The sequence below is a fragment of the Shewanella sp. YLB-07 genome, from assembly GCF_009377275.1.
In genome coordinates this window covers 755,764-777,965 of the sequence record NZ_VOQB01000001.1, presented here as the reverse complement: position 1 = coordinate 777,965, position 22,202 = coordinate 755,764, and the positions used below count along the sequence as shown (strand labels likewise).

Below are 22,202 nucleotides of genomic sequence, written 5' to 3'. Positions count from 1 at the left end.
AATAATCAAAAGCAGTGTAGCAGATCACTGCGTTATTGAGTACGCGCTAGACCCCTTTGTGTCAGGACACTTGTGTTTGAATGCAATTTGAGGACAAACCCAATACCTTATTTCTATGGTATTGGACCTTAACTTCAACATATTTTTCACGATGATATAATCAGGAAACCACCAAGAAAATAGACGAACTAAAGTATTGGTTAACATCTGAGCAAAAGCATAACGGTGGGTAGATTATCAATCAACTCTAGCGCTATATTTAATACCTGAAACACCAAAACCCTCTCAAAAATAAAGTCATCAATGATCATAAAGCAATGTCTTCTAGGATAATTCCGCCTGCTTTTATCTCTTCTGAGATTTGATCAGGCATCATTCCTCGTCCAGGCCAGAGAATTGTAATGACACATCGGCGCGAAAGCCCGGATAGTTTTTCCATGATGCTTACCTATGATAACGGTGAATTTAGGGCTCTTTCTGCAAAGATTACTCTTAGCCCGAAAGTGCTTCGGTGATCTGGCAGGTTTACTGATAACGTGTTTTTTTCACTTAGTAACATAAAAAAATGTGATTTATGCTTAATTATGAAAAACGATTAGTTGAGTATTAGGTTTCGGTTTTCCGATGTACCTTTACGTTTCAACACTTTGAAAATAGTCACTTAAAATCGAGGCGACGTCGAATGACGCACTTGTAATAACGAGGGATATGGGGTGAGATACAGGTCATTCGGTCAGGTTTATTCTGTTCAAGCTCAGCCGGATATCTGAGGGGCTACGTTACTTGCTTTGTGATAAGCCATGACCCATAAATGCAAAATGCATTATCTGGATGTTGAATCACAGCGGCATCAATCTATTTGTTGAAAGCACATTTCCCCTAAGCACAAAAAGAAGGAAAAAGGTTATCTGATTAGAAAATCATTAAGCTCAAAACCTTCATCCAGCTTAATGTTAAATACGGTTGGCCTGCGCCCCCGCCCCGTCCAAGTGATGACTTGGTCATTAACCTGAATCTTGTATTTTGCTGGACGTCGCTCGATTTTCCCGCCAGCAGATCTAGGGAGCGAATTTATATCATCCATGCAGAGTCCTAGCTCGACCACCTGTTTTCTTATGGCCTCAATTTGCGCATTACGTTCTGCATTTTTTTCAAGGTCGGCAGCGGCCTGTGTTTCTCTTTGTTTAATGATGTTCTCAAGTCGGATGGCGAACACCATAAGTTCGTCAAAGGGGAGTTCTTTTACGGCTGCCTTAAATCGTTTTCCGTGCGTAAGGGTTGATAAAAATTTTGACATAAAAATGATCCTATTCGATGTAGTGTTGCGATAAACGTGATGCACAGTATAGGAAACAAGGGGGGGCATTCTACTGTCCTAGGGGAGTGGATAATTATATTCCTCCTCATCTAGTCAGCAATTTTTTGAATCATTATGAGTAGGACAGTTCTAACGCTTGCCCTACTATATTCATGGGTGAGGAACCCAAATGTGTTGGTGTGATCAGGGTGTCATTTACAATATCGGTTGGCGTCGAGTTGTACATTAGTGTATTGCGGACCAATCAAAGTTTCATATTGTTTGGTTCGCATCAAGGTTGCCTAATGTTAAAGGGGCTCGTATTTAGTCTGCCACTACAGTGTTCTGCAAACATAAAACCCGCCCCGATAGACGGGTTTATACGACTCCTTTGAGTAAGCCTCTGCTTTTCTAGACAAGGCGAAATTCGCCGCACGCTTACTATATTGCTATTACCTTATCTATGTGCCATCCATACGCCTGTTGATAGGGCCTCATGTCCTGTAGATTGAGTGTCATGCTGTTGGCGCTCTAGCGCAAAGTGAGAACACCATCAACACTTCAGTTTATTCCATCAACGTGGTGACTGAACCTGCTATTTTTTCGTAAATTCTCAGAGGTTGAGAAAATTGTAATGCGCTATCTTGTGCTAAAGGTATTAACCAGCGTAAATTCCAGATGACCTTATCAGGAAGAAAATTTGATTGATAAACGTCCACTTTTTCTTTTTCTATGGTTCTTACTGAATAAACTCGATCATCACGCATATAAAAAAAATTAACTTCATATTCATCTGGCCTACTTAAGATCGTGTATAACTTCCAGTCTTCTGGATTAGTGTTAACTCCAGTTTCTTCCATAAATTCTCTTGCCATTGCCTCTTCAGCTGTTTCCGAATGTTCTATTTTCCCTCCAACCCCATTTAATAGACCCTTTTGCCATGCGGGTTTTATCTTTGAGATAAGCGCAACATTCTGTAAATTATCAGAAAACATAAATCCAGTTACATATCGAATCATACTAACATCTCCTCAACCTGGGAGAAGTTACATTTGAGCAATTTGGTCCTCACTTCAATTGTCTGACTTCGATCCGGACCATAGGAAATGTGACTGATATCGACATTCACTCTTGATTGAATAAAACACAGATACTCTATCAATTCATTTGGAAGCTGCTCTACATTATCATAATGCTCAGCTAGTTCTGGCCAGCCTTTAAAGCTCTGATATTCAAGTGTTACATCATCGAGATAAAGTAACGCTTCATTGGTACAAACTGGTCTATTATTTAGCTTGTAGCTCGTGCAGACCTGAACGGTTTCAACTCCAGCCAAGGCATCCACATTGGTAATTGCTATTTCATTTACCCCATTTAATTTTATTGAGTGCTCAATCAAGACTAAGTCTAACCACCCACAACGTCTTGGCCTCTTGGATACAGAGCCAAATTCATTCCCTTTTACTCTAATGTAGTTGGCTTTTTCGTCGAATAGCTCAGTTGGAAATGGTCCGTTTCCAACTCGTATCATGTAGCACTTCATCACACCAAGAATACTGATCTTATTTGCAGGTATACCAATTGATGGGAAGCAGTTTTGGATCAGTGTTTGATAGGCCACTGTATAAGGGTAAGTCCCAAAACTGTTGTCTAAGAATGTAGCCTGTGAAGATTCAAGCAGGATATTAACTTTATCTGATATTAGCTCCCCTATGATTTCATTGGTATACGCGAAATAGGACTTTAGCTCTTTTCCCTGCTCAAGAAGACGGCAATACTCTTGTTCAAAGTCCAACCAAAGCTCACTATTGAAGACTTTGGATATTTGTTTCTGCCTTAAATGCCATAGAATCTCAAGTTTCTCTTTTAATCTTTTTTCGTCCATTGTATCAATCAAGCGGATACCTGTTCTATTGGTCTTATCTTCAAAACAAGCTCCGACTCCAACGCCGACGGACCCGATTTTATTTTTCCCCTTATAGGCCTCAGACGCTTTATTTAACTCGATATGGATAGGTAAGGTGATATGACATCTTGGGTCGATAAACACCTTACTATTTGGGCAGTATTCACGTAAAAAGGCTAATTCCTCAATCATTTTTTCCATGCAGATTAAGGCTCCCTGGCACACATACAAATGTTTCCCATCTATGACTGTTGCAGGGATCTGGGAAAACACAGTACGCTTTCCATTGAAACTGACGGTATGGCCTGCGTTGGTTCCACCATTGAACCTGGCTATATGTTTGTACCTTTGTGCGAGAAGATCGACAAACTTTCCTTTTCCTTCATCCCCAAACTGAAGACCTATAACTGCTTTAAACATACCTACCTCTCTTTATCTATTTACCATATTGTCAGCATACTCAATTGCTTTTTGTAGCGTATTCGCAACGGGGACACCTACATTTTTTAAACGGTCGTAACTATGAGTTCCACCGGAGTAAAGAATCGAAGCTATGCCCAAAGAACGCGCGGCTTCAGCATCATCGTTGGCATCGCCAACCAGTACGATTTGATCTTTAGAAAGATGATGTTTACTGCTTAGTGATTGGATATGCTGTTCAAGGTGATTTTTTTTACCTTCTCTTGAGAGCGCTACCATGCGTCCTTGAACTAAGTTAAAAAAATGGTCAATCTTAAAAGTACTCAACATTTCTTCCAAAAGATGATGCTCCATCAGAGAGCAGACTGACTGGCTTTCTCTTCGCTGGATGATCTCTTTCGCCCCATTGGACAGAGAGGCAGTTAAAATGACAGGCTTATAGTAGGTGTTAAATTCTTGACCAATCACTTTCCATTCATATTCAGTTGGAGTCCGAGACAATATTTTTTGATAAAAATCATGGACTGGCACACAGTAGTTTTCTTTGTATTCCTTTACTGATAGAGAGGGCACATTCACTTTACGCAATGCGCGGTTAGTTGCTTCAAGAGATACATGTACGTCATCAAGTAATGTACCATTCCAATCCCATACGATATGAGCTTCCATATTGTGTCCTTTTGGTAAATGCTAGAAACATGACTTTCGGTACTAGAGGTCTAAGTTAAAATAGAATTGTTTTGCTCTTTCGAAACCTATGTCAGAAATACCAAGATCCGACAGGAGATAAATAATAGTTCTCGAATAATTCGCCCAATCTCTTATTGTCGTCAGTTTATGGTTTGAAGGGGAAGCGTCACTATTAACCAAATAATTAAGCAATTTGTGATGACGAAAAGTCCAGGGAGATAGATAGTCCAACTGTGAAAGATCGAATACGGTATCTTGATGGTCATATCCTTTTACACGAAGAAGTTTTTCCCAATGCAATTCAACTGCACCAATTTTTGCATCAATATCATATCTTTCATGGAGAATGTCTTTTGCCCAAAGTAGTGTATTTCCGGTGCCACAATTATCATCTAGTAATAATACCGACGCATCTATATTGACCTGTCGCCCCCAGAGTTTCTTGCTACTTCTACCGATATCGTCATAGTAAGAGAGCTTTACGTAATTGAGTTGCACGTCATGATAAGCAGCATAAACCGCAGCACAGGCCCCGCCCCCAAACAATATTCCAACACAGACGTCTTTAGAGGGGGTATACATAGAAAAGAGTAAAGATAGTAGGTGGTTATCTCCCTCTAAATACACTCTTGGTTGTAATCTTTTAATGGCATCAGGAACATCAAAGAATAAACGGCTTAGCGGACCAAGTGTTTTCCCAAGAAAATAATCTACTATCAACTTAGCTGTTTCTAAGGCTTTATCGATAACTTGATTGATAACCTCATCTTTAGCATTGTTGATAATGAGAGTATCAACAATGCGAAGTAAGCCATTTAATATATAGTCCAGAAGTATGTATCTTGAATGATGACACTCAGCGGTATTCCCATATTGATTTATGTAATTGGATATATCACTGATTAACTCATCAAAAGTTAAATTCATATAATATCTTTTTCCTCTTGAGGAAAAAATGCCTTCTATGGATGGGGTGATCATCTTTTTTAAATAAAAGTCATTAGACAGTTTTACATCTTTGTCGGTAAGCTTTATCTCACCTAGAATACCAATATCAGATAGATGGTGAATCATCCTCATCACTCCCTCGCATCAGTGTTAAGTGTCGATTAAATTGTTCATAAGACATACTTTTAGTGTGCAGAACCTGACCAAGAACAGTACCTTCGACACCAATATCCATTAAATTTTCGATGTCTTTCAGGCAAGAGACTCCTCCACCTGAAACTATGGGTGTGTCTGTTACTGACATGACTTTTTTTAATAGAGACAGGTTCGGGGTGTTCATCATGCCGCCTCTGTCGATATCCGTAACGACGTATCGGCGACAACCATGAGCATCAAGTGCCTTTATCATCTGCCAAAGATCACCGCAGATGTTATTCCACCCTTGGGTTGCTAGACGGTGCTCAGAACCAAGTATTTTTACATCCAAAGCGATTGCTATCCGATCACCGTATTTATCCAGTAATAATTTACATCGTTCAGGGTTATCAATGGCTAATGAACCGATGTTCACTCGATCGCAACCGGCATTAATAAATGTTTCTAATGTTTCTACGTTACGGATCCCACCACAAATTTGCGTTTTAGTCCCAACCGACTTTATTAAGTTTATAACTTCATTTACATTATTCCCTTTTCCAGAAGCTGCATCTAAATCGACAATATGTATCCATTTTGCTCCCATATTTTGATAAGACTTAGCTATATCTAAGGGCGAACCAATAATTTTTTTTTGTTGCCTTTTCCCTTGTGTCACTCGTATTGCTGACTGTGAAGTTAGGGCTTGCCCACCAACAATGTCTAACGATGGGTATAACGTGAAATTATTCATTAACATCTCACACTGTTGTTTTTATGTATTTCATCTTCATTGAGTAACTGACTTGATTTAATGCGCCAAAATGACAGGTAATGGATAATATATTCATTTTAATAATGAAAAATTAACATAATTACAATAATTACAGACCTTTTCTGTTGCTATAAAACTCAACTGTTGACGCCTTTATTTATTATCATCTGGAATTACGAATTGAAGGTGAAAAATAAAATTTAATAAGATTTAATAAGATTTAATAAATCGAAAGGTGACAAAGTATTACTATAGCTATTTAAATATGCATGAACTGGTTATTAATTAGGTTGCTTCGTTGTGTCTACCCTGTTACGGGTTGGTGTTTTTAGGTTATTTGGATATGGATTAAAAAATGAGGTTTGTATGCAACAAATATTATGTCCTGCTGTAGTGTGCGCTAATTGTGTAGAGTTGAGCGTTGCATTTAACAAGTTGGATGTGTGCGCCTGTTATTTGCCTCTGAGTGAACATGCTAAGAGGGCTTTGTGCTTCATGTATAAATCATTAAATGAGTTATGTTTGTATGAAGACTTAGTTTGCTTTGTGTGGGAGAGTGTTCCAGTTAGTCGCTCCAGTTTACCCGTAGTGATTTGTGAGTTAAGAAAAATGATGAAAAATCTGAATTTTAAAATTATCACCGTGAGAGGTAAAGGTTACATGCTTTTACCCGTCACTAATGTAGCGCCCAGTTGCAAAGGTCGTCGAATAATCTAAGCAGCTCTTTTATGTTAGGGCAGCTATTTAATGACACGCTTTAAGTAGCAACAATGTTCCTATGGCATTACCATTTTGGCGGTACGTGAGTATTGTAAATATGGATCTGACGTGATGCTCCAGAAATAAAAAACAAATAAGAGAGGTATTGAACGCTCAAAGCGGAATTGAGCTGAACGGTCGATGAAATCGACATCAAAGTGAAAGAGGAATGGCGGGATCGGTATCGGGCCGTTGATAAGCAAGGCATACCGTCAATTGTTATTTATCGTCCCGCCGTAATGCTAAGGCAGCTAAATGGCTTTTAGGTAAGAGTTTGAAATACTCAAGTGCTTCCATCATCCCTACCGACAAAGCCGCCTCCTACGCCGTCGCCATGACGGAGTGAAGGTCAGCAGACAAATGCCAGCAGCACCACTTTAGCACCAGGAAATTAACGATCTAAATCATGAGGTAGAAGCCGATCATGGACAATCAGTGGTTTCAAGCTTTTCCATATGCAAATCAACTTTTAGAATTCATTAGCCATATTAGATCATACCTTTATACCGATTGGTATAACTCCAGCGTCAAAGCTGCTGATAAGCACAAATACCAAGCTAACTAAATTAAATATCGTAATGTGCTCTCAAACCAATTTATTGGCTTGAGAGCATTCAAGGATCGGAAGTTAAAGCTGCTGAAACCTAATTGGCAAACAGCAATTAAGTCACTGCTAAATTTAGTCAGGACTCCACAAGCAGGCTATAAAATTCGTGGGGATCCCTCAACATCAGCGTAAATATACCCACGACCACGGCGTCCGTGATGTTCAGAGTAACACCAAGATTTAATGTCTTGCTCATCAATCAAAAAAGTCAACGAACTTCGATTGACCAAGGCCTTGTTGTACAGAGACTAGTTGGTGATTTTACCCTTAGCTTGACCCATTTTGATATTCCCGATCACCACATCGGGAGAGCAGATCATACAAGCTGTAAAAGGTTCAATCGAATTAGAAACAAGGCCGGTTTCAATTATAAACGCCTAATGAAAGACTCTATATAGGCTGGTGCTCTGGCATTTAATATTGGGTCTGCTGACGGGGCTATTCCCTTAGGTAATTGTACTGGATTAAAAATACTCTTCTCACATTGTAGAGTTGCAGCTTCATCATCTCGACTGCCATTAATAATCACTTCGCCTACTAACAAGTGTTGGCGAGATTCAGGCCATAGAATAGTAGGATCATCTATAGAGTCACCTTCTTCAGCAAATTTAATATACACATTCCACATTGCTGGTTTAGCTTTTATACGTGTTAACAACTCTTCTTTTAAAAAATCATCAGTTAGATGAGCTAATTGAACTTGGGATAGCGTACTTTTCTCCTCAACAGGTTCAAATATCCAACGCCCTGCCGTTATTTGATTATCATAAGTATTAAATAGAAAGCTGTTAACACCAAAGTAAGCGCTGTTTGCAAAGCTAGAGCTCGGTAACATCTGATCTATATGTTCAAAGAATGCTTTCGCATCAGGTTTATTATCAATCAGCCATTGCTTACCTTCGGCCCCTTGTTTGACTTTGGTTTGAAAGGTAAAAAAATCGTCAAGATCACTCGCAAAAAAGACTTGCGAATTCGTAGTCACAAAATTCAAGCTTTCATTATTGCCATCAATCTTGAGTGACATAAAACGACCAGCTCCCTTATCTGAGGCATGTGGATTGGTTCCTCCGAGGGAGAAACGTGCGATAACCCCGATTTCTGCTTGATTAAAAAGTGGTATAGCTAATGCGTTATTTATTTTGGGCGAAGGTTTAAATACACCTGACGTACAAAAGCCTTTAGCGTGGTTACGCAATTTTACCTTTTTACCCGCTTCACGACTTTCGGTATCCAAAGTACCATTAACGGCATCGACTAATTCGGGGATGGTTTTCTCAGTAGCAAACAATGGTGCTGAGAAGATTGATAAGCTAGATAAAATACTGACCTTAATGAGGCTATTAACATTTTTTGAAATCATGATTCTGTCCTGCCCTTAGTTATATAATTAACAAGAAACAAGTACGGCTTGAAGGGGTAAATCTTTCACTATTAGCTGACGCACTGTCCTTTTTAACACTTTGCAAACACAACAAGATCAATGAGTACGCGAACCCGCAGCAAGTAAGTAAAAAGCAGAGTTAATCCCAACAGAGTAATCAGATGCTAAGCCATTCTCTAACGACTGAGCGGGATATAAAGAAATTAGCGGTTCTTTTAAGGGCTGCAAATGAAAGTCTAAGAGTGCATTTCCCGCGCCTGGCAGACGTTAGATTAAATAGAAGTACGAGCTTGAATGACATATACCAACACCACAAGCCTCTGGATTCCGGCTCAAAAGCGCTACCTGAATGACGAGAAACAATGACCCATTTAGTAAAAGAGAAGTCGATCAAAATAAAGGGGCGTAGCGAATAAGCTCAAATGGACTCAGAAAACGCTTAAACTCTGAGTTTATCCACTCATTATACCCCGTATTGCGACAGGTTTTATCGCTCAAAAACCAAATTAGATAACATATATAACACTCCAGCATCTTTTACGCAGAACACCTCTATAAAACCTACCACGCACTTTACACTCAGACACCACTCTGCAGGCGTCTCAACACAAACAGCGCCACAAAAAGGGAAAGGGAACAATATTGCAACACATTGGTTTAATTTACTTTTTATATTCACATTCTAGCTGTTTTATGTTTACCTTATGCCCCCACATATTGTGTGGCGACTAAAAATTCAGCCTGTAAACAGGCTGAATCCTTTAAATTCGCTTAACTTTATGCAGTTATCAACGTGATATATCAAGGAAAGAGAATGAGATTATTTACAGCTTCAACATTGGCGATAGCCCTATTAAGTGTAAACGCAATGGCTGCCGAGGATAATGCCTTTCAACATGAAGCTAGTGTCGGTTACTTGACCAACTCAGATGAAATGGGAGATGGGATTCTAGGCGTCAACTACCGATACTATGTTAATCCTGTAGAACAAAACACCAGCCCTTACGCACTCAATGGATTTCTGGCTCAAGAATCTAATATCGGGGCACTCTATACTAATTTTGATGACAAAAATATTGATACCGTCGGTGTTGATGGCACTTATGTCTTCGATTCCAATTGGTTTGTGGGCCTAAACTACCAACGTAACAGTATCGGCAATGTTGACCTCAACACTTACGGCGTTGAACTGGGTTATTATATTAATGATAACACCTCATTTTCAGCTTTTTTTGATGATGGCACAGATGACAATGCAGAGGAAAGTTACGGATTAACCATTCGTCGTTATTTAGAATTAGACTCCACGCCTGGTATTGATTTATCAGCAAACTGGCTACATGCCGACTCAGAAAACAACTACACCTTAGGCGCTGACTGGTACGTATCCAACTCATGGTCTGTTGGCTCAGGGTATACGCGTGATTCGGATGATGGGGATTTCGATATCAGGACAGCTTATTGGTTACGCATCTCTGATGATTTTTCCGCTAACTTCGCTGTCTCAAAAATCATTAATGGGGATATCGACGGTGTGGGTTTAGGTATCGCACTCACAGGTCGTTTCTAATCCTGTAGTCATACAAACTTATATGGCGCTCAGGGCGGTTCATCAGCCCTGGGCTTTCACATGACGTTTATTTAAATTCCGTTATGCCCTTTGGATTCACAGAGAAGATCACCATCGCGTCAACTGTTCTTTAGGACAGTAGCTCATCATTGATCTCCCCTTCACTATAGAGAAGATCATTTTAAATAATTGCCTTCTTTGGCCAAAAAAGCATTGTTGGTGCCCAAAATTATTCAAGTTCTATATTTACCTCAACAATAGCTACACGATAAAACCATAAAATCCTTGCTCAAACTGGAGTTATACAAAAGTGAATAATTTCCTAAATCAATGGTTCGATATATACGATAAAGGGAATGGAGTTGAGCTTGAATCCCTCACCAATGATGTAAAATTGCAATGGTTCGATCTCCTTCAGCTTGCTAAGGCGGAAAAATTGAATGCTTGGAATAAATGCCCGCCAGGGAGGTTATCACTGATCTTGCTGTTTGGTCCTGTGGCTTACTTACTCAAAGACAATGATAAAGCGCTACATGAAGAGGCTAAATTGCTCTGTATTGAGGGGATAAGAAAAGGATTTGATTCCCAATTAAAGTTAGTTCAACGTCGATGTTTTTACGATCCACTATTTTATTCATCAAAAGCTGAAGACCATAGGCTATTGTTGCTACTTCTTAAAGGAATGGAATCTCAAGCATCTGAAGATGAGAAAAAAGCGTGGTTTACCTGGTTTACACAAGCTTCCTCCATTGGATAATGGACTGGATAAAAGTACGACCTTGAATGACATATCCCAACACCACAAGCCTCTGGATTCCAGCCCAACAACTCTACCGGAATGACGAGAAACAATTACTCATAAAAATGAACTTAGGTAAGAACTATATCTGAGGACATTTTCTTTCATATGTCTCAACACTGGACAGTAAGCCGTCTCGGTTCTCTCTCTTTATACTCGCCACAGGCTTCATACCATTTTTTATCATTACCCTACCCGAAGCTGGGTTGCTTGATAAATGTTCTCCATGGAGATGATCTATGCCCAATTTAGTAAAAGAGAAGTCGATCAGTGCTGTAACAGCCTCTGAGCAATAACCAAGTCCCCAAAAAGGCACACCAAACCAATAGCCCAACTCGGCTTTTTTACCGAAAATTTGTACCAAACTGACCGTGCCCAATAATCGATCAGTTTCTTTTTCCGTTACGGCATAAATTAATCCTGAGCTATCCTGCCATCTAGCTACATGGGTTGATATCCACCCCTTTGCCATGTCTAAGGTATAGGGGTAAGGAATATTCATGGTTGAACTTGATACCTTGGGATCACCAGCCAAATTGGCAACTTGAACGGCATCTGATAACTCAAATGGGCGTAGGATGAGTCTCTCAGTTTCCAGCAAGATTTGCTCCATTACTGACTCCACAAATTGAATATTGAAGGCTTAAGAGCGCCATTAATTAACTTACCAGTAAGTTAAACGGTTATAAGCAAAACTATCGCAGCTTACTCAAGAAAAATATCATACCCAGCAAATAAAGCCACACTAGCTTGTTATTCTACTCACCAAGACAACTTCGCTAAGCTAAAATCAGGCAAAATAGATCTGTTGTCGTCAGTATGGTTGCCGTCGAGCCTTTACTTGAGTTAGGTTTGCATTACGAACCTTATGCACTTTGGGGAGTGCCTGATTACGTACCAGAAGATGCGGTTTTGCAAGTCAGCGACTTAGTCAAACCCGGTGCTATTGCTCGAATGAATAAAGATATTCAAGGCATTAATCCAGGTGCGGGGATCACTCGTTTCTCAACCAAAATAATGGATACATATGGCCTTAAGGATGCAGGTTACTTTTTTCATACTGGCAGCGAAGAAGACTGCTTTAGTGCCTTTGAGACAGCCGTAAACAATAAAGAGTGGATTATCGTACCGCTATGGAAGCCGCAATTCTTGCACCACAGCTACCAAATTCGTGAAATATCAGAGCCAAAAGGCTTGCTAGGCATCCTAGACAGAGCCGTGCTTTTGCTACGTCAGGACCGCGCCTCTCTATTTACTCAGGCACAATTAGACCGACTAGATGCACTGCGCTTTTCAAATGAAATCATTGCAACGCTTGATTACCAAGTATCTCGAGAAGGCAAGCCTATAGATACTGTGACCAAGGCATGGTTAAGTCAATCGTCATGCTGAAACAGTTAAGGGATTGAGCGATTAAATGGCCACCTTGATGTTCAGAGAGTTTAGATACAGCGGTAAGCTCAGGACAATACTCCACATATTAAAACTCTCTGAACGAAGCTTCATTCGAAGCTAACTCAAAATGTGCCTTTCCATTGCTCAGTATCGACAAACCATCGTTCCTCAAAGATTTTATTCCCTTCGAACTTGAACAAGACCGCAAGCTGAGAGCTTGCCACTTTATTTGACTTCCACTCAACAATGGAGACGACTTCACTCTCTCCCTCTATTTGACGCAAACCAGTGATTTCAAAACCTGGTGGGAGAATATCCCCAAGACCATCCAAAGCTGAGCGAAATGCCTGACGTCCCTCTAAAACATCGGCTTGCCCCGGCATAATGAATGTCATCTTTTCAGCATAATCAGCCACTAAGGTGTCAAAATCACCAGTGTCAACGGCTTCCCAACCTGCTTTCACTATATCCGCTAAACTCATTAGTTTCTTTCCTATAGTTTTTTGTACTATCTAACTATAGAAGTTATCGACTAATCTTGTGCTGTCTCTGCCTTTATCGCCTGTCACCAAATACATAGCAAATAACGCCAGCATCCCATAAAACATTATTCAGCATGGTTGCGGTTTTAATCCTTGAGATCAGCCTCCTGCTTCTGGCTGTATTGATTAATTTCAACGGTTGAGTGCGCGATTGCAAAGCGCTCTTTCAGCAAGGTTTTTACTGCCATTTTTACTTGACCTATGTCTGCATCTTCTTTGACATCAACTTCGAGGGTGATCATAGGCCGCTCTTGAGTGATAGACCATGCATGGACATGTTGCACCTTAATCACATCTGACAGCTCAGCTTCCAAGTCCTGAATAAGCTTACGTCGATCGAAACCCCGTGGTGCCCCTTCCAGCAGAATATGTCCGCTCTCACGCACTACGTGCCAGGCTGAACGTAGAATGATGATCGCAACAAACACTGAGAGAATAGGATCTATAGGCGTCCAGCCAGTATAGATAATGACTAAGGACGCAATGATAGCGCCGACAGACCCAAGTAAATCTCCTGCAACATGTAAGAGTGCCGCCTTGATATTCAGGTTGTCCTTCTCACCTCGGGTCAAGATCCAAAAAGCGAGAATATTAACAATCAGACCACCGACGGCAATCAAAAGCATAGTTCCGCCAAGGACTTCCACGGGCTCATTAAGCCGCTTAATGGCTTCAAAACAGATCCATGCCGCAATCAGGAAAAGAGACAGGCCATTGACAAGGGCGGCCAATACCGAAAAACGATCGAAACCATAAGTGGCTTGCCAGGACGCTGGACGTTTAGCGAGATGAAAAGCGAACCAGGCTAAGCTCAATGCAACAAAATCCGTCAGCATATGACCCGCATCGGCTATCAAGGCTAGCGATCCTGACACAATGCCACCAATAACTTCGGCAATCATAAAGCCGCCGGTTAGAATCGCTGCGATACCAACCGCCCTTTGATTCCCCGAGCCATGTGAGTGTCCCGCTGCGTTATGGTCGTGATCCTGTGTCATTGATTCATTCCTTAATAAAAATGTGAGAATACCTTATACCATCGTTTATGTAATGCTGGCTAACTCAAGCCTAGGTTACTTGGAAGCTTAAGATTATTGAATAATTTACATTGCCCCACTCAAAATTTTTAAATCGTATCCATGACAATAAAAATTAACACCTATGAGCAGTAAACCAATTATCATGTTGATTATCATCACCATTTACTGATACATATAATCAACAAGTGTTTCAAGACTTACTTCCTTTTGAAAATGTGTATTTATAGTAATGTTGAGCCAATTATTCTGACTAATTTACTCCTTGCTTAAGTAAATAAACATAAGATATATTCTAAAAGCATATCCACGTAACCAATTATAATTTAGGGGAATAATTATGATGGCATTGATATTCTGTTTGTTCTTTATCGCTATGATTTTAGCGGTACAGGGCAAACGCAACTTGGCATTCTATGGCTTTGGTGTCTCTCTTATGGTGAGCCTGTACTGGTTCTCACACCATGCAACTGACACACTCTCAATTTTACTATAGGAGGCTTAAGATGACTGAATCATTTTCGCGACAACTCAATGCGCTTGGCGCCATAGCCATATCTTTAGTACTGGCATTCGCTTTTTACTCTCAATTTGCTGCCGGAGAACTCCCCTGCCCCTTGTGCTTGCTGCAAAGGGTTGGTTTTGTTGCCGTCATGTTTGGCCTGCTCTGTAACGTCATTTATGGTCCGAGAACCTCACACTACGGCATCATGTTATTCGGTGCACTATTTGGCGCTGCTGTAGCCCTTAGACAAGTGGCACTGCACGTCATCCCAGGGACGCCCTTCTATGGCGATCCATTCCTCTCATATCATTTTTATACCTGGGCCTTTATCACGTTCTCGGTGATCATATTAGGCACTGGTGTCATGCTGTCGTTTTCCTCTCAGTATCAAGAGGTAAAACATCAAAGTCTGTCTAAAATGCCTCTACTGAGTAAGCTTGCTGTTGGCGCAGTGCTTTTAGTCACTCTGATGAATGTATTGAGTACCTTCGCAGAATGTGGTCCATTCGAATGCCCTGCAGATCCTGTTCAGTACTGGCTATTCAACTAAACCAGACTCGAACAAAAAACGGACACGGCCTTGGCCCTGTCCGTTTTATTATGTCCTCAATCGACTAGAGTCTTACACTAAGCGCTAATCTGATTCTGTAAATGCTGCTCTGGACACTACTTATCTGCCACATAACCCTGTTTAAGGCTTTTCTGCTTTTCCCTCGACCAATATCCTGCTAACAAAGCACCAGACAAGTTATGCCAAATAGAGAATATCGCAGCAGGTAGCGCCGATGCAGGGCTGAAGAATTTGATGCATAGCGCGGTGGCCAGACCGGAGTTTTGCAGGCCGACCTCGATAGAGATGGTCTTGCAGATCTTATGATTGAATCCTAATAAGCGGCAACAGGTATAACCCAGTACTAAACCTAGGCCATTATGTAACACCACGGCCACCAATATGATTGGGCCTATCTTATCGAACTGACCCGCATTCAATGCCACTATAATGGTGATTGCCATCACAATGGCCAGTATCGACACCAGAGGCAGTACTGGCGTAATTTTACCGATCTGAGAGCGGAAAAAGTGGTTAATTAGCACACCAACAGCCACTGGCATAAGTACAATTTTGACCAAGCTTATCAGCATTGCCGACAGTGGAATATCTATCATCTGCCCCAAGAGCAGATTAATAATCAATGGGGTGAGTAACACACCTGCCAAGGTGGAAAGTGCGGTCATGGTGATCGACAATGCCACATCGCCTTTTGCCAGATAACAGACCACGTTTGAAGCCGTGCCACCAGCCACGCTACCCACCAGCACCATACCTATGACCATGTCACGATCTAAGCCTAAGGCTAAACTAATAAGCAGTGCACTGGTGGGCATGATACTAAATTGCAGAATTAGCCCCATCAACACGGCACGCTTCTGCTTAAGCGCCCTAGAAAAGTCATCTAAGCTAAGGGTTAACCCCATAGAAAGCATGATAATGATCAGCAGAGGCACAATTAAGAATTTAAGCTCGGTAAACCACTGGGGCATAAAGTAAGCCGTTGTAGCACCGAGTAGTGCAAAGATAGGGAAAAAGCGGTTTATATTTTCTAGCATGTGACCTCTTTAAAACATATGTCTATTTTCGTAAACACTCTTAAATGAGCAATAAACTCATCGGATAAATAACCAACAATTACTAGGCGTATTTGCGTAACGAGCAGTATAACGCTTTCAACTAGCAGCTTGTTTTTAAGCCAGCACTACAGAGAAAACACTCAACCATACCAGCTGCGCGCCATAAGAAACACGTTGATATCCCCCGGCGTTTTCTCGATTTTTAAACGCTTTAGCTAACGCAACAAGGTAATAGGTGGCCACCAACATTGAAACGATAGAAAACACCCGAAATCCTGTTGAGATAAGTGCACTTGTTGGGCTGATAGCCACCAGAATCGGTGCAATCAACAGTGATAGCAACATAATAAACCCAGCCCATGAGTGGACTTTACAATTAAATGTCGGTTCTTTAGTGTAGGGATCGGCGTCCATCGGAAAGTAACCCGCGACCCAAGTGCCTATGCCATGAGCGATAACTAGCCAACCCGAGAGATTAATCAAAATAGAAACATCATCTAACTGGACTAGGTACCAACCAAAGAAGCAAAACAGGAAACCCAATGGATAATTATTAATTAAAGGTGACAGCTTCTGGGTTGGGCTACCACAGGCCCCTAACTCACTACAAAACTGTTTTGAATGGGAGTAATTTGGATAACACCTTGCCACGATCAACACCCCAACAAAAATCCAAACCGTGGCGATTAAACCTGAATACACCGCTATCATTTCAAACAATGTCCAACTCCTTTTGTACTGCAAGCTCTCATTGATTATGCTCGCTGTTACTTTTTAGTCGCTTGCATATGGTACTCATACTCATCTTCGCCGGTAATGGTAAAGCCAAGCCTTTGATATAATTTAAGTACCGGATTATCTTTTAACACGGTAAGCTCAACCGTCTTATTTCGAGCCTTAACTAGCACTTGCTGCATCACTTTCTTACCTAATCCTTGACCTTGAAAATCAGGGTGAATTTGAATCTGCATGATCTCAACTCTGCAGTCATCCTCTTGATACTTTAACGTGCCAATGATTTTTCCTTTGAAAATGATTAAATGTGAACAGGCATAGGCATCATCTAAGCGTATCTCATGCTCTGCATCAGACAAAAACTGCCCAGAGTTCTCGAGATGCTCAACCATAGTCAATTTACGCAAATTTAATAGATATGCTCTATCGTCTAGTGTGGCAAGAATAAACTCAAAACTCATTAATGACCTCATCAGCGTTAAAATAATAGTTAAAATAACAGTTAAAACAAAAGTTTAAATAGCCATTTATACTGACATTTATTATGTTTAATTTATGTACACCTGACTGCGGTAACCGTCACTTCAATCAGCACATCTCCTTCAAGGTTTATCTGCCATATTTATAATATAAACTTGAGCCGAAACGATACGTGTCTTATCAGAGTCTAATTCTAATAAGTTAGCCTGAATAGTATCTAGAGAGAGTTTGGCCTGCCCCTCAATGCTCTATGAAGTATCTGAGGATGTTGCCACGGTCCACACCAAATCCTTATAAGCAGACGACTTACTACGCCCGCCATAAATCCCACTTTTCCTTTCAATCACTCAGTTATCTACAAAAGACGCACTGCAAAGCTATGTATCTATCTTTGACCGATTAAGACTTGGAGAAAAACGCCAACACATCAATTAATCTTGCCCTCTCTTCCTCTTTAATCCACTCTTGTGAGAATAGAAACACGATAGATTCCGACAAGGTAATTTGATGCAAGTTGCTCACACTGTTCAGTAATAATTTTCTACAGTATGCTTCCAGTACGTCACTAGACACCGTTCCTACAAAGCGAGTATCGATACTCGGCCTATCCGTCTCGTCTTCATATCGCCAATGGCACTGCAGCTGTATATTAGAGATTAACTGATTAAACTGATCGCCTGATAACTCATACTGCTTTTTCAAAACCCAGGTGAGCGAAATAAGATGATGTCCCCAAAAGCCAGGATTGCTGAGACAGTCTTTTAATATCTTATATTTATCTGGAGTATCATCCGGGACAAAGCTTTGCTCGACAGGATAGGCGATGAAGTTGTTGCCGTAGAAGGTCGATGTAACAAACTCACAGAACCTCTCAATAAACCTCAATCGTTGCTTCTCACTTTCAACCAGCTCCCACGACTCTTTAAAGGCAAATAAGATAGTGATGTTGTGGCCAAGATATTGGTTACTCTCCAGGCACTGCTCTAGATAATAATCAAAAACCTCTGCAGTTTGAGCACTCTGAAACCACTCCTGCATAGTAAAGTAGGAATGTGGATATATACCGTGAGATAAAATCCAATGACGCCGTTGAGTTTTAGTATCAAAAGGAATGACATTCGAGTTCAATATCGCACAATCAAATTCAGGCTCATCAAGATAGACTAAATTGTCGATTTGAACCCATTCTTCACTTGTCCAATCGAACCTTTTTTTCAATGCCTCGATAGCGAGGAAACACTTAATAGCATGCTGCTGATGAATCGCCGCAATCCTTGTCAAGGCATCGTCAAATAACATTGAATCCCCAGTAATTTCTTGTTTGATTTATACCCAGATTACACATGCAAACCATATGATTCAATTATTTATCAATCACTAATATGGAAAAGATTCCCACATAGGCTTTACATAACGGCATAGATTCACTGGCAAGCTAGAACCTAGTCTAAGAAAGAGGCTTATATATTTTAGGATATGGCAGTGAAAGGTATTGGGAGACAGTTCGGCACCCTCAAGGAGCGCAGTCTCGGCATAACAGGTTTGAGCAAAAGAACAGTAAAGTAAAAGAAGGGATACAGATTCAGAACGGCTAACACAATAATATTTTCAGCGATGTAAAGGGTGCTTCCCAGCCAAAAGGACCAGTGATGACTGAGAAGCATATCTACCTACCGGAACAGAGAGACCAACAGGCAAATTTTGGAACATACCAAAGTAACCAGTAGCACTTTGATACAAGTCGAATATAGACTAAAACCCAGATCAAGGTAACTTCACTTTAGGACAGGTAGACAAAACAAGAAATACGAATTTCAGTCCTACAACAAACACATGATCCATAAGATCTCAAAGTCCTATGTGGCCATTGAACATTGAACATTGAACATTGAACGATGAATGGCAAGCCAAGCTTAACTAGGCTAAACCTAAAGAGTAAAAGGACACAAACGGGAGGAAAAATAATGGATTACCATTTAGCAGATTTGAGCTGTGATATCTTGATCGGCATAGTCAATGAGCACTTGCGTCTCACCTGTGAAGATAAGCAGGCATTGTTTTATGATCTGGATATCCCCGGAGAGCAACTAGAGAAGAAACTGACTGATGCGGGCTTTACCTACGACTCAGTCAGTAATCAATACCGAGAGATGCAATAACCCGATAAGATATTATCGGGTCCATGGCATCTCTACCTAAGCCACTATAGGTTAGCCGCTATATGCACCGCTGGCATAGTGTAGCTCGTAGCTATGGCTATAGATCTCCAGGATATTACCGAATGGGTCTTCCATGTAGATCATACGATAAGGCTTCTCTCCAGGGTAATAGTAGCGTGGCGCCTTCATGCGTTTCTTACCGCCTGCGGCAACGATCTTCTCGGCTAACTCTTCGACATTCGGATCCTGAACACAGAAGTGAAAGATGCCCGTCTTCCAATATTCGAAGTTATCTTCTGGGTTTTCTTGATTCTTAAACTCAAACAACTCGACTCCGATACGGTCGCCAGTCGACAGATGGGCAATACGAAAACGCTCCCAACCCGCGCCAAAGACATCGGTGCACATCTCACCTATGGCACTGGTATCTTCGATAACTTCCGATGGCTCCATGAGCACATACCAACCTAACACCTCTGTATAAAACTTCACAGCTGCGTCTAAATCCAGGACTGAGATACCGATATGGGAAAACGTTCTTGGGTAAGGCATGGCCTGCTGAAGTGCAGGGGCTGTGTTGTCGTTACTTACATGAGTATTACTTACACTAGTGTTAGTGACATTATGAGTAGACATAGTGACCTCGTTAATCAATGTTGAAAGGAACTTGCTTTCGATGAAGTCAATATACTCAAGCTAAACAATAATTAGAAATTATCAATATTTCTCATTATAATAATTTTTCGTTATTACATAATCATATTGAGTTGGCTGATGCTAAACCCTACCTGGCTACACACCTTTAAGACCCTGATCGAGGTTGGACACTTCACTCAAACCGCCGACAAGCTTTATATGACACAGTCAGGAGTCAGTCAGCAAATTAAGAAATTAGAGCAGGCCTGTGGTCATTCCCTGATAAAGCGTGAAAACAAAAGTTTTGAGATCACCGAGCAAGGTCGACAGGTCTATGATTTTGCATTGCAGCTAGCGAGTAATGAAACTGAGCTACTGGAAAACCTAAGTCTTGATGATCCCTATTCAGGTTTATGCAGGCTCTCTTGTTCGGGAGCATTAGCCTTGCTCATTTACCCTGAATTACTTAAGTTGCAGACACAACACCCTAGGCTAACCATTTACCTTGAAGCCGCGCCCAATTATAAGATACTCGATGATATTCAAAATGGATCAATCGATATAGGAGTGGCGACCCATCTACCTAGTCCCAGTCTATTTAGCTCAGAACCCTTAGGCTGTGAGCCCCTATGTCTGATTTTGCCTAAACAGTATCAAGGCGTGCCCATCACAGCTGACGTGCTCAAACGCTGTGGACTGGTAAAACACCCTGACGCAGACCACTATCTGTCTCTGTATTTTGATCTCTGCGGCGAACCTGAGCTTGCTCAGCTCAATATTGATACACTCGACACCGCCAGTTATGTCAATCAACTCAGTCAGATCTTGCTGCCCATATCCCAAGGCATAGGCTTTACCGTATTACCAAAGAGTGCATTGGATAGCTTCTCTCATAAAGATCGGGTAACTATTCATAAGCCCAAACTGGCCGTCACTGAGCAGCTTTATCTGGTACAGAAACGAAATCGTCAACTCCCCGCCCGTTTTCAAACCATACAAAAGCAATTGAAAAAATGTTTAACCATTATCTAATTCCAGACATATAAACCAAAATACGAATACAAATACAGCTAAAGAGAAAACCACCTAGATAAAGCTTCTCTTAACCTGCGCATTACATGTGTATTACTATCGACAGCTAGGTGTAACTTTCACCAGGTACGACGCTTTCCCTTACCATGTTTACGAGTTTTCCATTCACCTAATGTAGTTTCAATGGCAACGTCAGAATAAATATACCCATAATAATCTTGGGAGATCAGATCACGCTAACGGAAAAAAGTTCATTCGATTTAGGAAGACTGATAAACAATTTAGTGGATTTTTGTTTAAGTCTAAAATATATTCACCAAATCGCTTCGTACTATTAGTTATGTTCGGATGTGTTCATGACAATACTCCTAGATTTACGACCCACTTTTGTCACCTCCAGGTAGTATTTAGGATGGGAGAGTAAAAATGGTGTTTATCGCTTCTGCCGCACAGCGGCTTCGCCCAACAACCTTAACAATCAAACAACAATTAAATTCATTTCAAGTCAAATAAACATTCACATGCTCAGCCCTATTGAAAATAATATTGACTTAGTTAAGTTTTAATTTTACTTTACTCAACTCCATAATGACATGATTTAAATATCGACAACTCCTCTACGGCATTATTATTTAGTCAGCACGTTGGCATTATAAATATGAGGTTAGCGTTCAAGAACTCGAAGAACATGAAATTAATGTTGATCACCGTATAATTCCCCTCAGAGTTCAACGCTATTACTAAAAAACAGAACATAGATTAAGA

General features: G+C 40.8%; 23 protein-coding genes and 2 pseudogenes. 10 read left to right on the top strand and 15 right to left on the bottom strand.

Going from position 1 to position 22,202, the window contains the following annotated elements; translation table 11 throughout:
- Positions 1–904: 904 nt before the first annotated feature.
- The 6 genes from FS373_RS03130 to FS373_RS03105 form a co-directional block, all read right to left on the bottom strand.
- The gene (locus FS373_RS03130; protein ID WP_144047152.1) at positions 905–1,297 is read right to left on the bottom strand and encodes an H-NS family nucleoid-associated regulatory protein; all 393 of its coding nucleotides are present in this window, start codon (positions 1,295–1,297) and stop codon (positions 905–907) included.
- 566 nt (positions 1,298–1,863) lie between these two features.
- On the bottom strand, positions 1,864–2,316 hold the full coding sequence (locus tag FS373_RS03125) for an NUDIX hydrolase (protein ID WP_144047153.1): 453 nt from the start codon (positions 2,314–2,316) through the stop codon (positions 1,864–1,866).
- Positions 2,313–3,623 carry an adenylosuccinate synthetase gene (locus FS373_RS03120; RefSeq protein WP_152829013.1) on the bottom strand — a complete coding sequence of 437 codons (1,311 nt, stop codon included), beginning with the start codon at positions 3,621–3,623 and terminating at the stop codon, positions 2,313–2,315. The genes FS373_RS03125 and FS373_RS03120 overlap by 4 nt, the downstream gene beginning before the upstream one ends.
- A 12-nt stretch (positions 3,624–3,635) precedes the next feature.
- On the bottom strand, positions 3,636–4,292 hold the full coding sequence (locus FS373_RS03115) for an HAD family hydrolase (protein WP_144047155.1): 657 nt from the start codon (positions 4,290–4,292) through the stop codon (positions 3,636–3,638).
- 42 nt (positions 4,293–4,334) lie between these two features.
- Positions 4,335–5,387 carry a hypothetical protein gene (locus FS373_RS03110; protein ID WP_152829012.1) on the bottom strand — a complete coding sequence of 351 codons (1,053 nt, stop codon included), beginning with the start codon at positions 5,385–5,387 and terminating at the stop codon, positions 4,335–4,337.
- A complete protein-coding gene (locus FS373_RS03105) occupies positions 5,368–6,150 on the bottom strand; it encodes a HisA/HisF-related TIM barrel protein (protein ID WP_144047158.1) in 783 nt (260 codons plus the stop codon). Before FS373_RS03105 ends, FS373_RS03110 begins: the two co-directional genes overlap by 20 nt.
- A 387-nt stretch (positions 6,151–6,537) precedes the next feature.
- On the opposite strand from FS373_RS03105, the gene FS373_RS32675 reads away from it, so the two are divergent.
- From FS373_RS32675 to FS373_RS31820, 3 genes and pseudogenes are all read left to right on the top strand, one after another.
- Positions 6,538–6,888, top strand: coding sequence for a winged helix-turn-helix domain-containing protein (locus tag FS373_RS32675; RefSeq protein WP_194165811.1), 351 nt, complete (start codon positions 6,538–6,540; stop codon positions 6,886–6,888).
- Positions 6,889–7,150: 262 nt separating this feature from the next.
- Positions 7,151–7,276 (top strand): annotated as a pseudogene (locus FS373_RS32670) (hypothetical protein); the annotation flags it as partial.
- Between the two features lie 177 nt (positions 7,277–7,453).
- A pseudogene (locus FS373_RS31820) lies at positions 7,454–7,669 on the top strand (hypothetical protein); the annotation flags it as partial.
- A gap of 235 nt (positions 7,670–7,904) precedes the next feature.
- Here FS373_RS31820 and FS373_RS03090 read toward each other — a convergent pair.
- On the bottom strand, positions 7,905–8,897 hold the full coding sequence (locus tag FS373_RS03090; protein WP_144047160.1) for a catalase family peroxidase: 993 nt from the start codon (positions 8,895–8,897) through the stop codon (positions 7,905–7,907).
- Positions 8,898–9,732: 835 nt separating this feature from the next.
- Between FS373_RS03090 and FS373_RS03085 the strand changes: the two genes are divergently transcribed.
- Both FS373_RS03085 and FS373_RS03080 read left to right on the top strand, forming a co-directional pair.
- Positions 9,733–10,488 (top strand): putative porin, encoded by a 756-nt coding sequence (locus tag FS373_RS03085; RefSeq protein WP_152829011.1) that lies wholly within the window; start codon positions 9,733–9,735, stop codon positions 10,486–10,488.
- A gap of 310 nt (positions 10,489–10,798) precedes the next feature.
- Positions 10,799–11,245: a DUF924 family protein gene (locus FS373_RS03080; RefSeq protein WP_144047161.1), complete on the top strand. Its 447-nt coding sequence runs from the start codon at positions 10,799–10,801 to the stop codon at positions 11,243–11,245.
- A gap of 124 nt (positions 11,246–11,369) precedes the next feature.
- Here the strand turns inward: FS373_RS03080 and FS373_RS03075 are convergent, their stop codons facing one another.
- On the bottom strand, positions 11,370–11,900 hold the full coding sequence (locus FS373_RS03075; RefSeq protein ID WP_144047162.1) for a GNAT family N-acetyltransferase: 531 nt from the start codon (positions 11,898–11,900) through the stop codon (positions 11,370–11,372).
- Between the two features lie 239 nt (positions 11,901–12,139).
- Between FS373_RS03075 and FS373_RS03070 the strand changes: the two genes are divergently transcribed.
- Positions 12,140–12,679, top strand: coding sequence for a glycine betaine ABC transporter substrate-binding protein (locus FS373_RS03070; protein ID WP_227992517.1), 540 nt, complete (start codon positions 12,140–12,142; stop codon positions 12,677–12,679).
- Between the two features lie 125 nt (positions 12,680–12,804).
- Here the strand turns inward: FS373_RS03070 and FS373_RS03065 are convergent, their stop codons facing one another.
- Entirely contained in the window at positions 12,805–13,164 is a 360-nt protein-coding gene (locus FS373_RS03065) for a nuclear transport factor 2 family protein (RefSeq protein WP_144047163.1), read from the bottom strand.
- Positions 13,165–13,310: 146 nt separating this feature from the next.
- On the bottom strand, positions 13,311–14,222 hold the full coding sequence (locus tag FS373_RS03060; RefSeq protein WP_144047164.1) for a cation diffusion facilitator family transporter: 912 nt from the start codon (positions 14,220–14,222) through the stop codon (positions 13,311–13,313).
- 379 nt (positions 14,223–14,601) lie between these two features.
- Here FS373_RS03060 and FS373_RS31395 point away from each other — a divergent pair, with 379 nt between their 5' ends.
- Together FS373_RS31395 and FS373_RS03055 are read left to right on the top strand one after the other, a co-directional pair.
- Positions 14,602–14,757, top strand: a complete 156-nt coding sequence (locus tag FS373_RS31395) for a DUF5993 family protein (RefSeq protein WP_185976852.1) — start codon at positions 14,602–14,604, stop codon at positions 14,755–14,757.
- Positions 14,758–14,767: 10 nt separating this feature from the next.
- Positions 14,768–15,316 carry a disulfide bond formation protein B gene (locus FS373_RS03055; protein WP_144047165.1) on the top strand — a complete coding sequence of 183 codons (549 nt, stop codon included), beginning with the start codon at positions 14,768–14,770 and terminating at the stop codon, positions 15,314–15,316.
- Between the two features lie 116 nt (positions 15,317–15,432).
- Here FS373_RS03055 and FS373_RS03050 read toward each other — a convergent pair whose 3' ends face one another.
- The 4 genes from FS373_RS03050 to FS373_RS03030 form a co-directional block, all read right to left on the bottom strand.
- A complete protein-coding gene (locus tag FS373_RS03050) occupies positions 15,433–16,374 on the bottom strand; it encodes a bile acid:sodium symporter family protein (RefSeq protein WP_144047166.1) in 942 nt (313 codons plus the stop codon).
- Between the two features lie 135 nt (positions 16,375–16,509).
- Complete coding sequence (locus FS373_RS03045; protein ID WP_152829010.1) at positions 16,510–17,115, bottom strand: DUF998 domain-containing protein; 606 nt, start codon at positions 17,113–17,115, stop codon at positions 16,510–16,512.
- A 47-nt stretch (positions 17,116–17,162) separates the two neighbouring features.
- Positions 17,163–17,591, bottom strand: a complete 429-nt coding sequence (locus tag FS373_RS03040; protein WP_152829009.1) for a GNAT family N-acetyltransferase — start codon at positions 17,589–17,591, stop codon at positions 17,163–17,165.
- A gap of 418 nt (positions 17,592–18,009) precedes the next feature.
- Positions 18,010–18,909: a hypothetical protein gene (locus tag FS373_RS03030; RefSeq protein ID WP_152829008.1), complete on the bottom strand. Its 900-nt coding sequence runs from the start codon at positions 18,907–18,909 to the stop codon at positions 18,010–18,012.
- 665 nt (positions 18,910–19,574) lie between these two features.
- On the opposite strand from FS373_RS03030, the gene FS373_RS03025 reads away from it, so the two are divergent.
- Positions 19,575–19,769 carry a DUF4250 domain-containing protein gene (locus FS373_RS03025; RefSeq protein ID WP_144049032.1) on the top strand — a complete coding sequence of 65 codons (195 nt, stop codon included), beginning with the start codon at positions 19,575–19,577 and terminating at the stop codon, positions 19,767–19,769.
- Positions 19,770–19,820: 51 nt separating this feature from the next.
- Here FS373_RS03025 and FS373_RS03020 read toward each other — a convergent pair whose 3' ends face one another.
- Positions 19,821–20,321, bottom strand: coding sequence for a lactoylglutathione lyase family protein (locus FS373_RS03020; protein ID WP_144049033.1), 501 nt, complete (start codon positions 20,319–20,321; stop codon positions 19,821–19,823).
- A gap of 222 nt (positions 20,322–20,543) precedes the next feature.
- Here FS373_RS03020 and FS373_RS03015 point away from each other — a divergent pair, with 222 nt between their 5' ends.
- Positions 20,544–21,437, top strand: a complete 894-nt coding sequence (locus FS373_RS03015; RefSeq protein ID WP_144047170.1) for a LysR family transcriptional regulator — start codon at positions 20,544–20,546, stop codon at positions 21,435–21,437.
- The last annotated feature ends 765 nt before the right edge of the window (positions 21,438–22,202 follow it).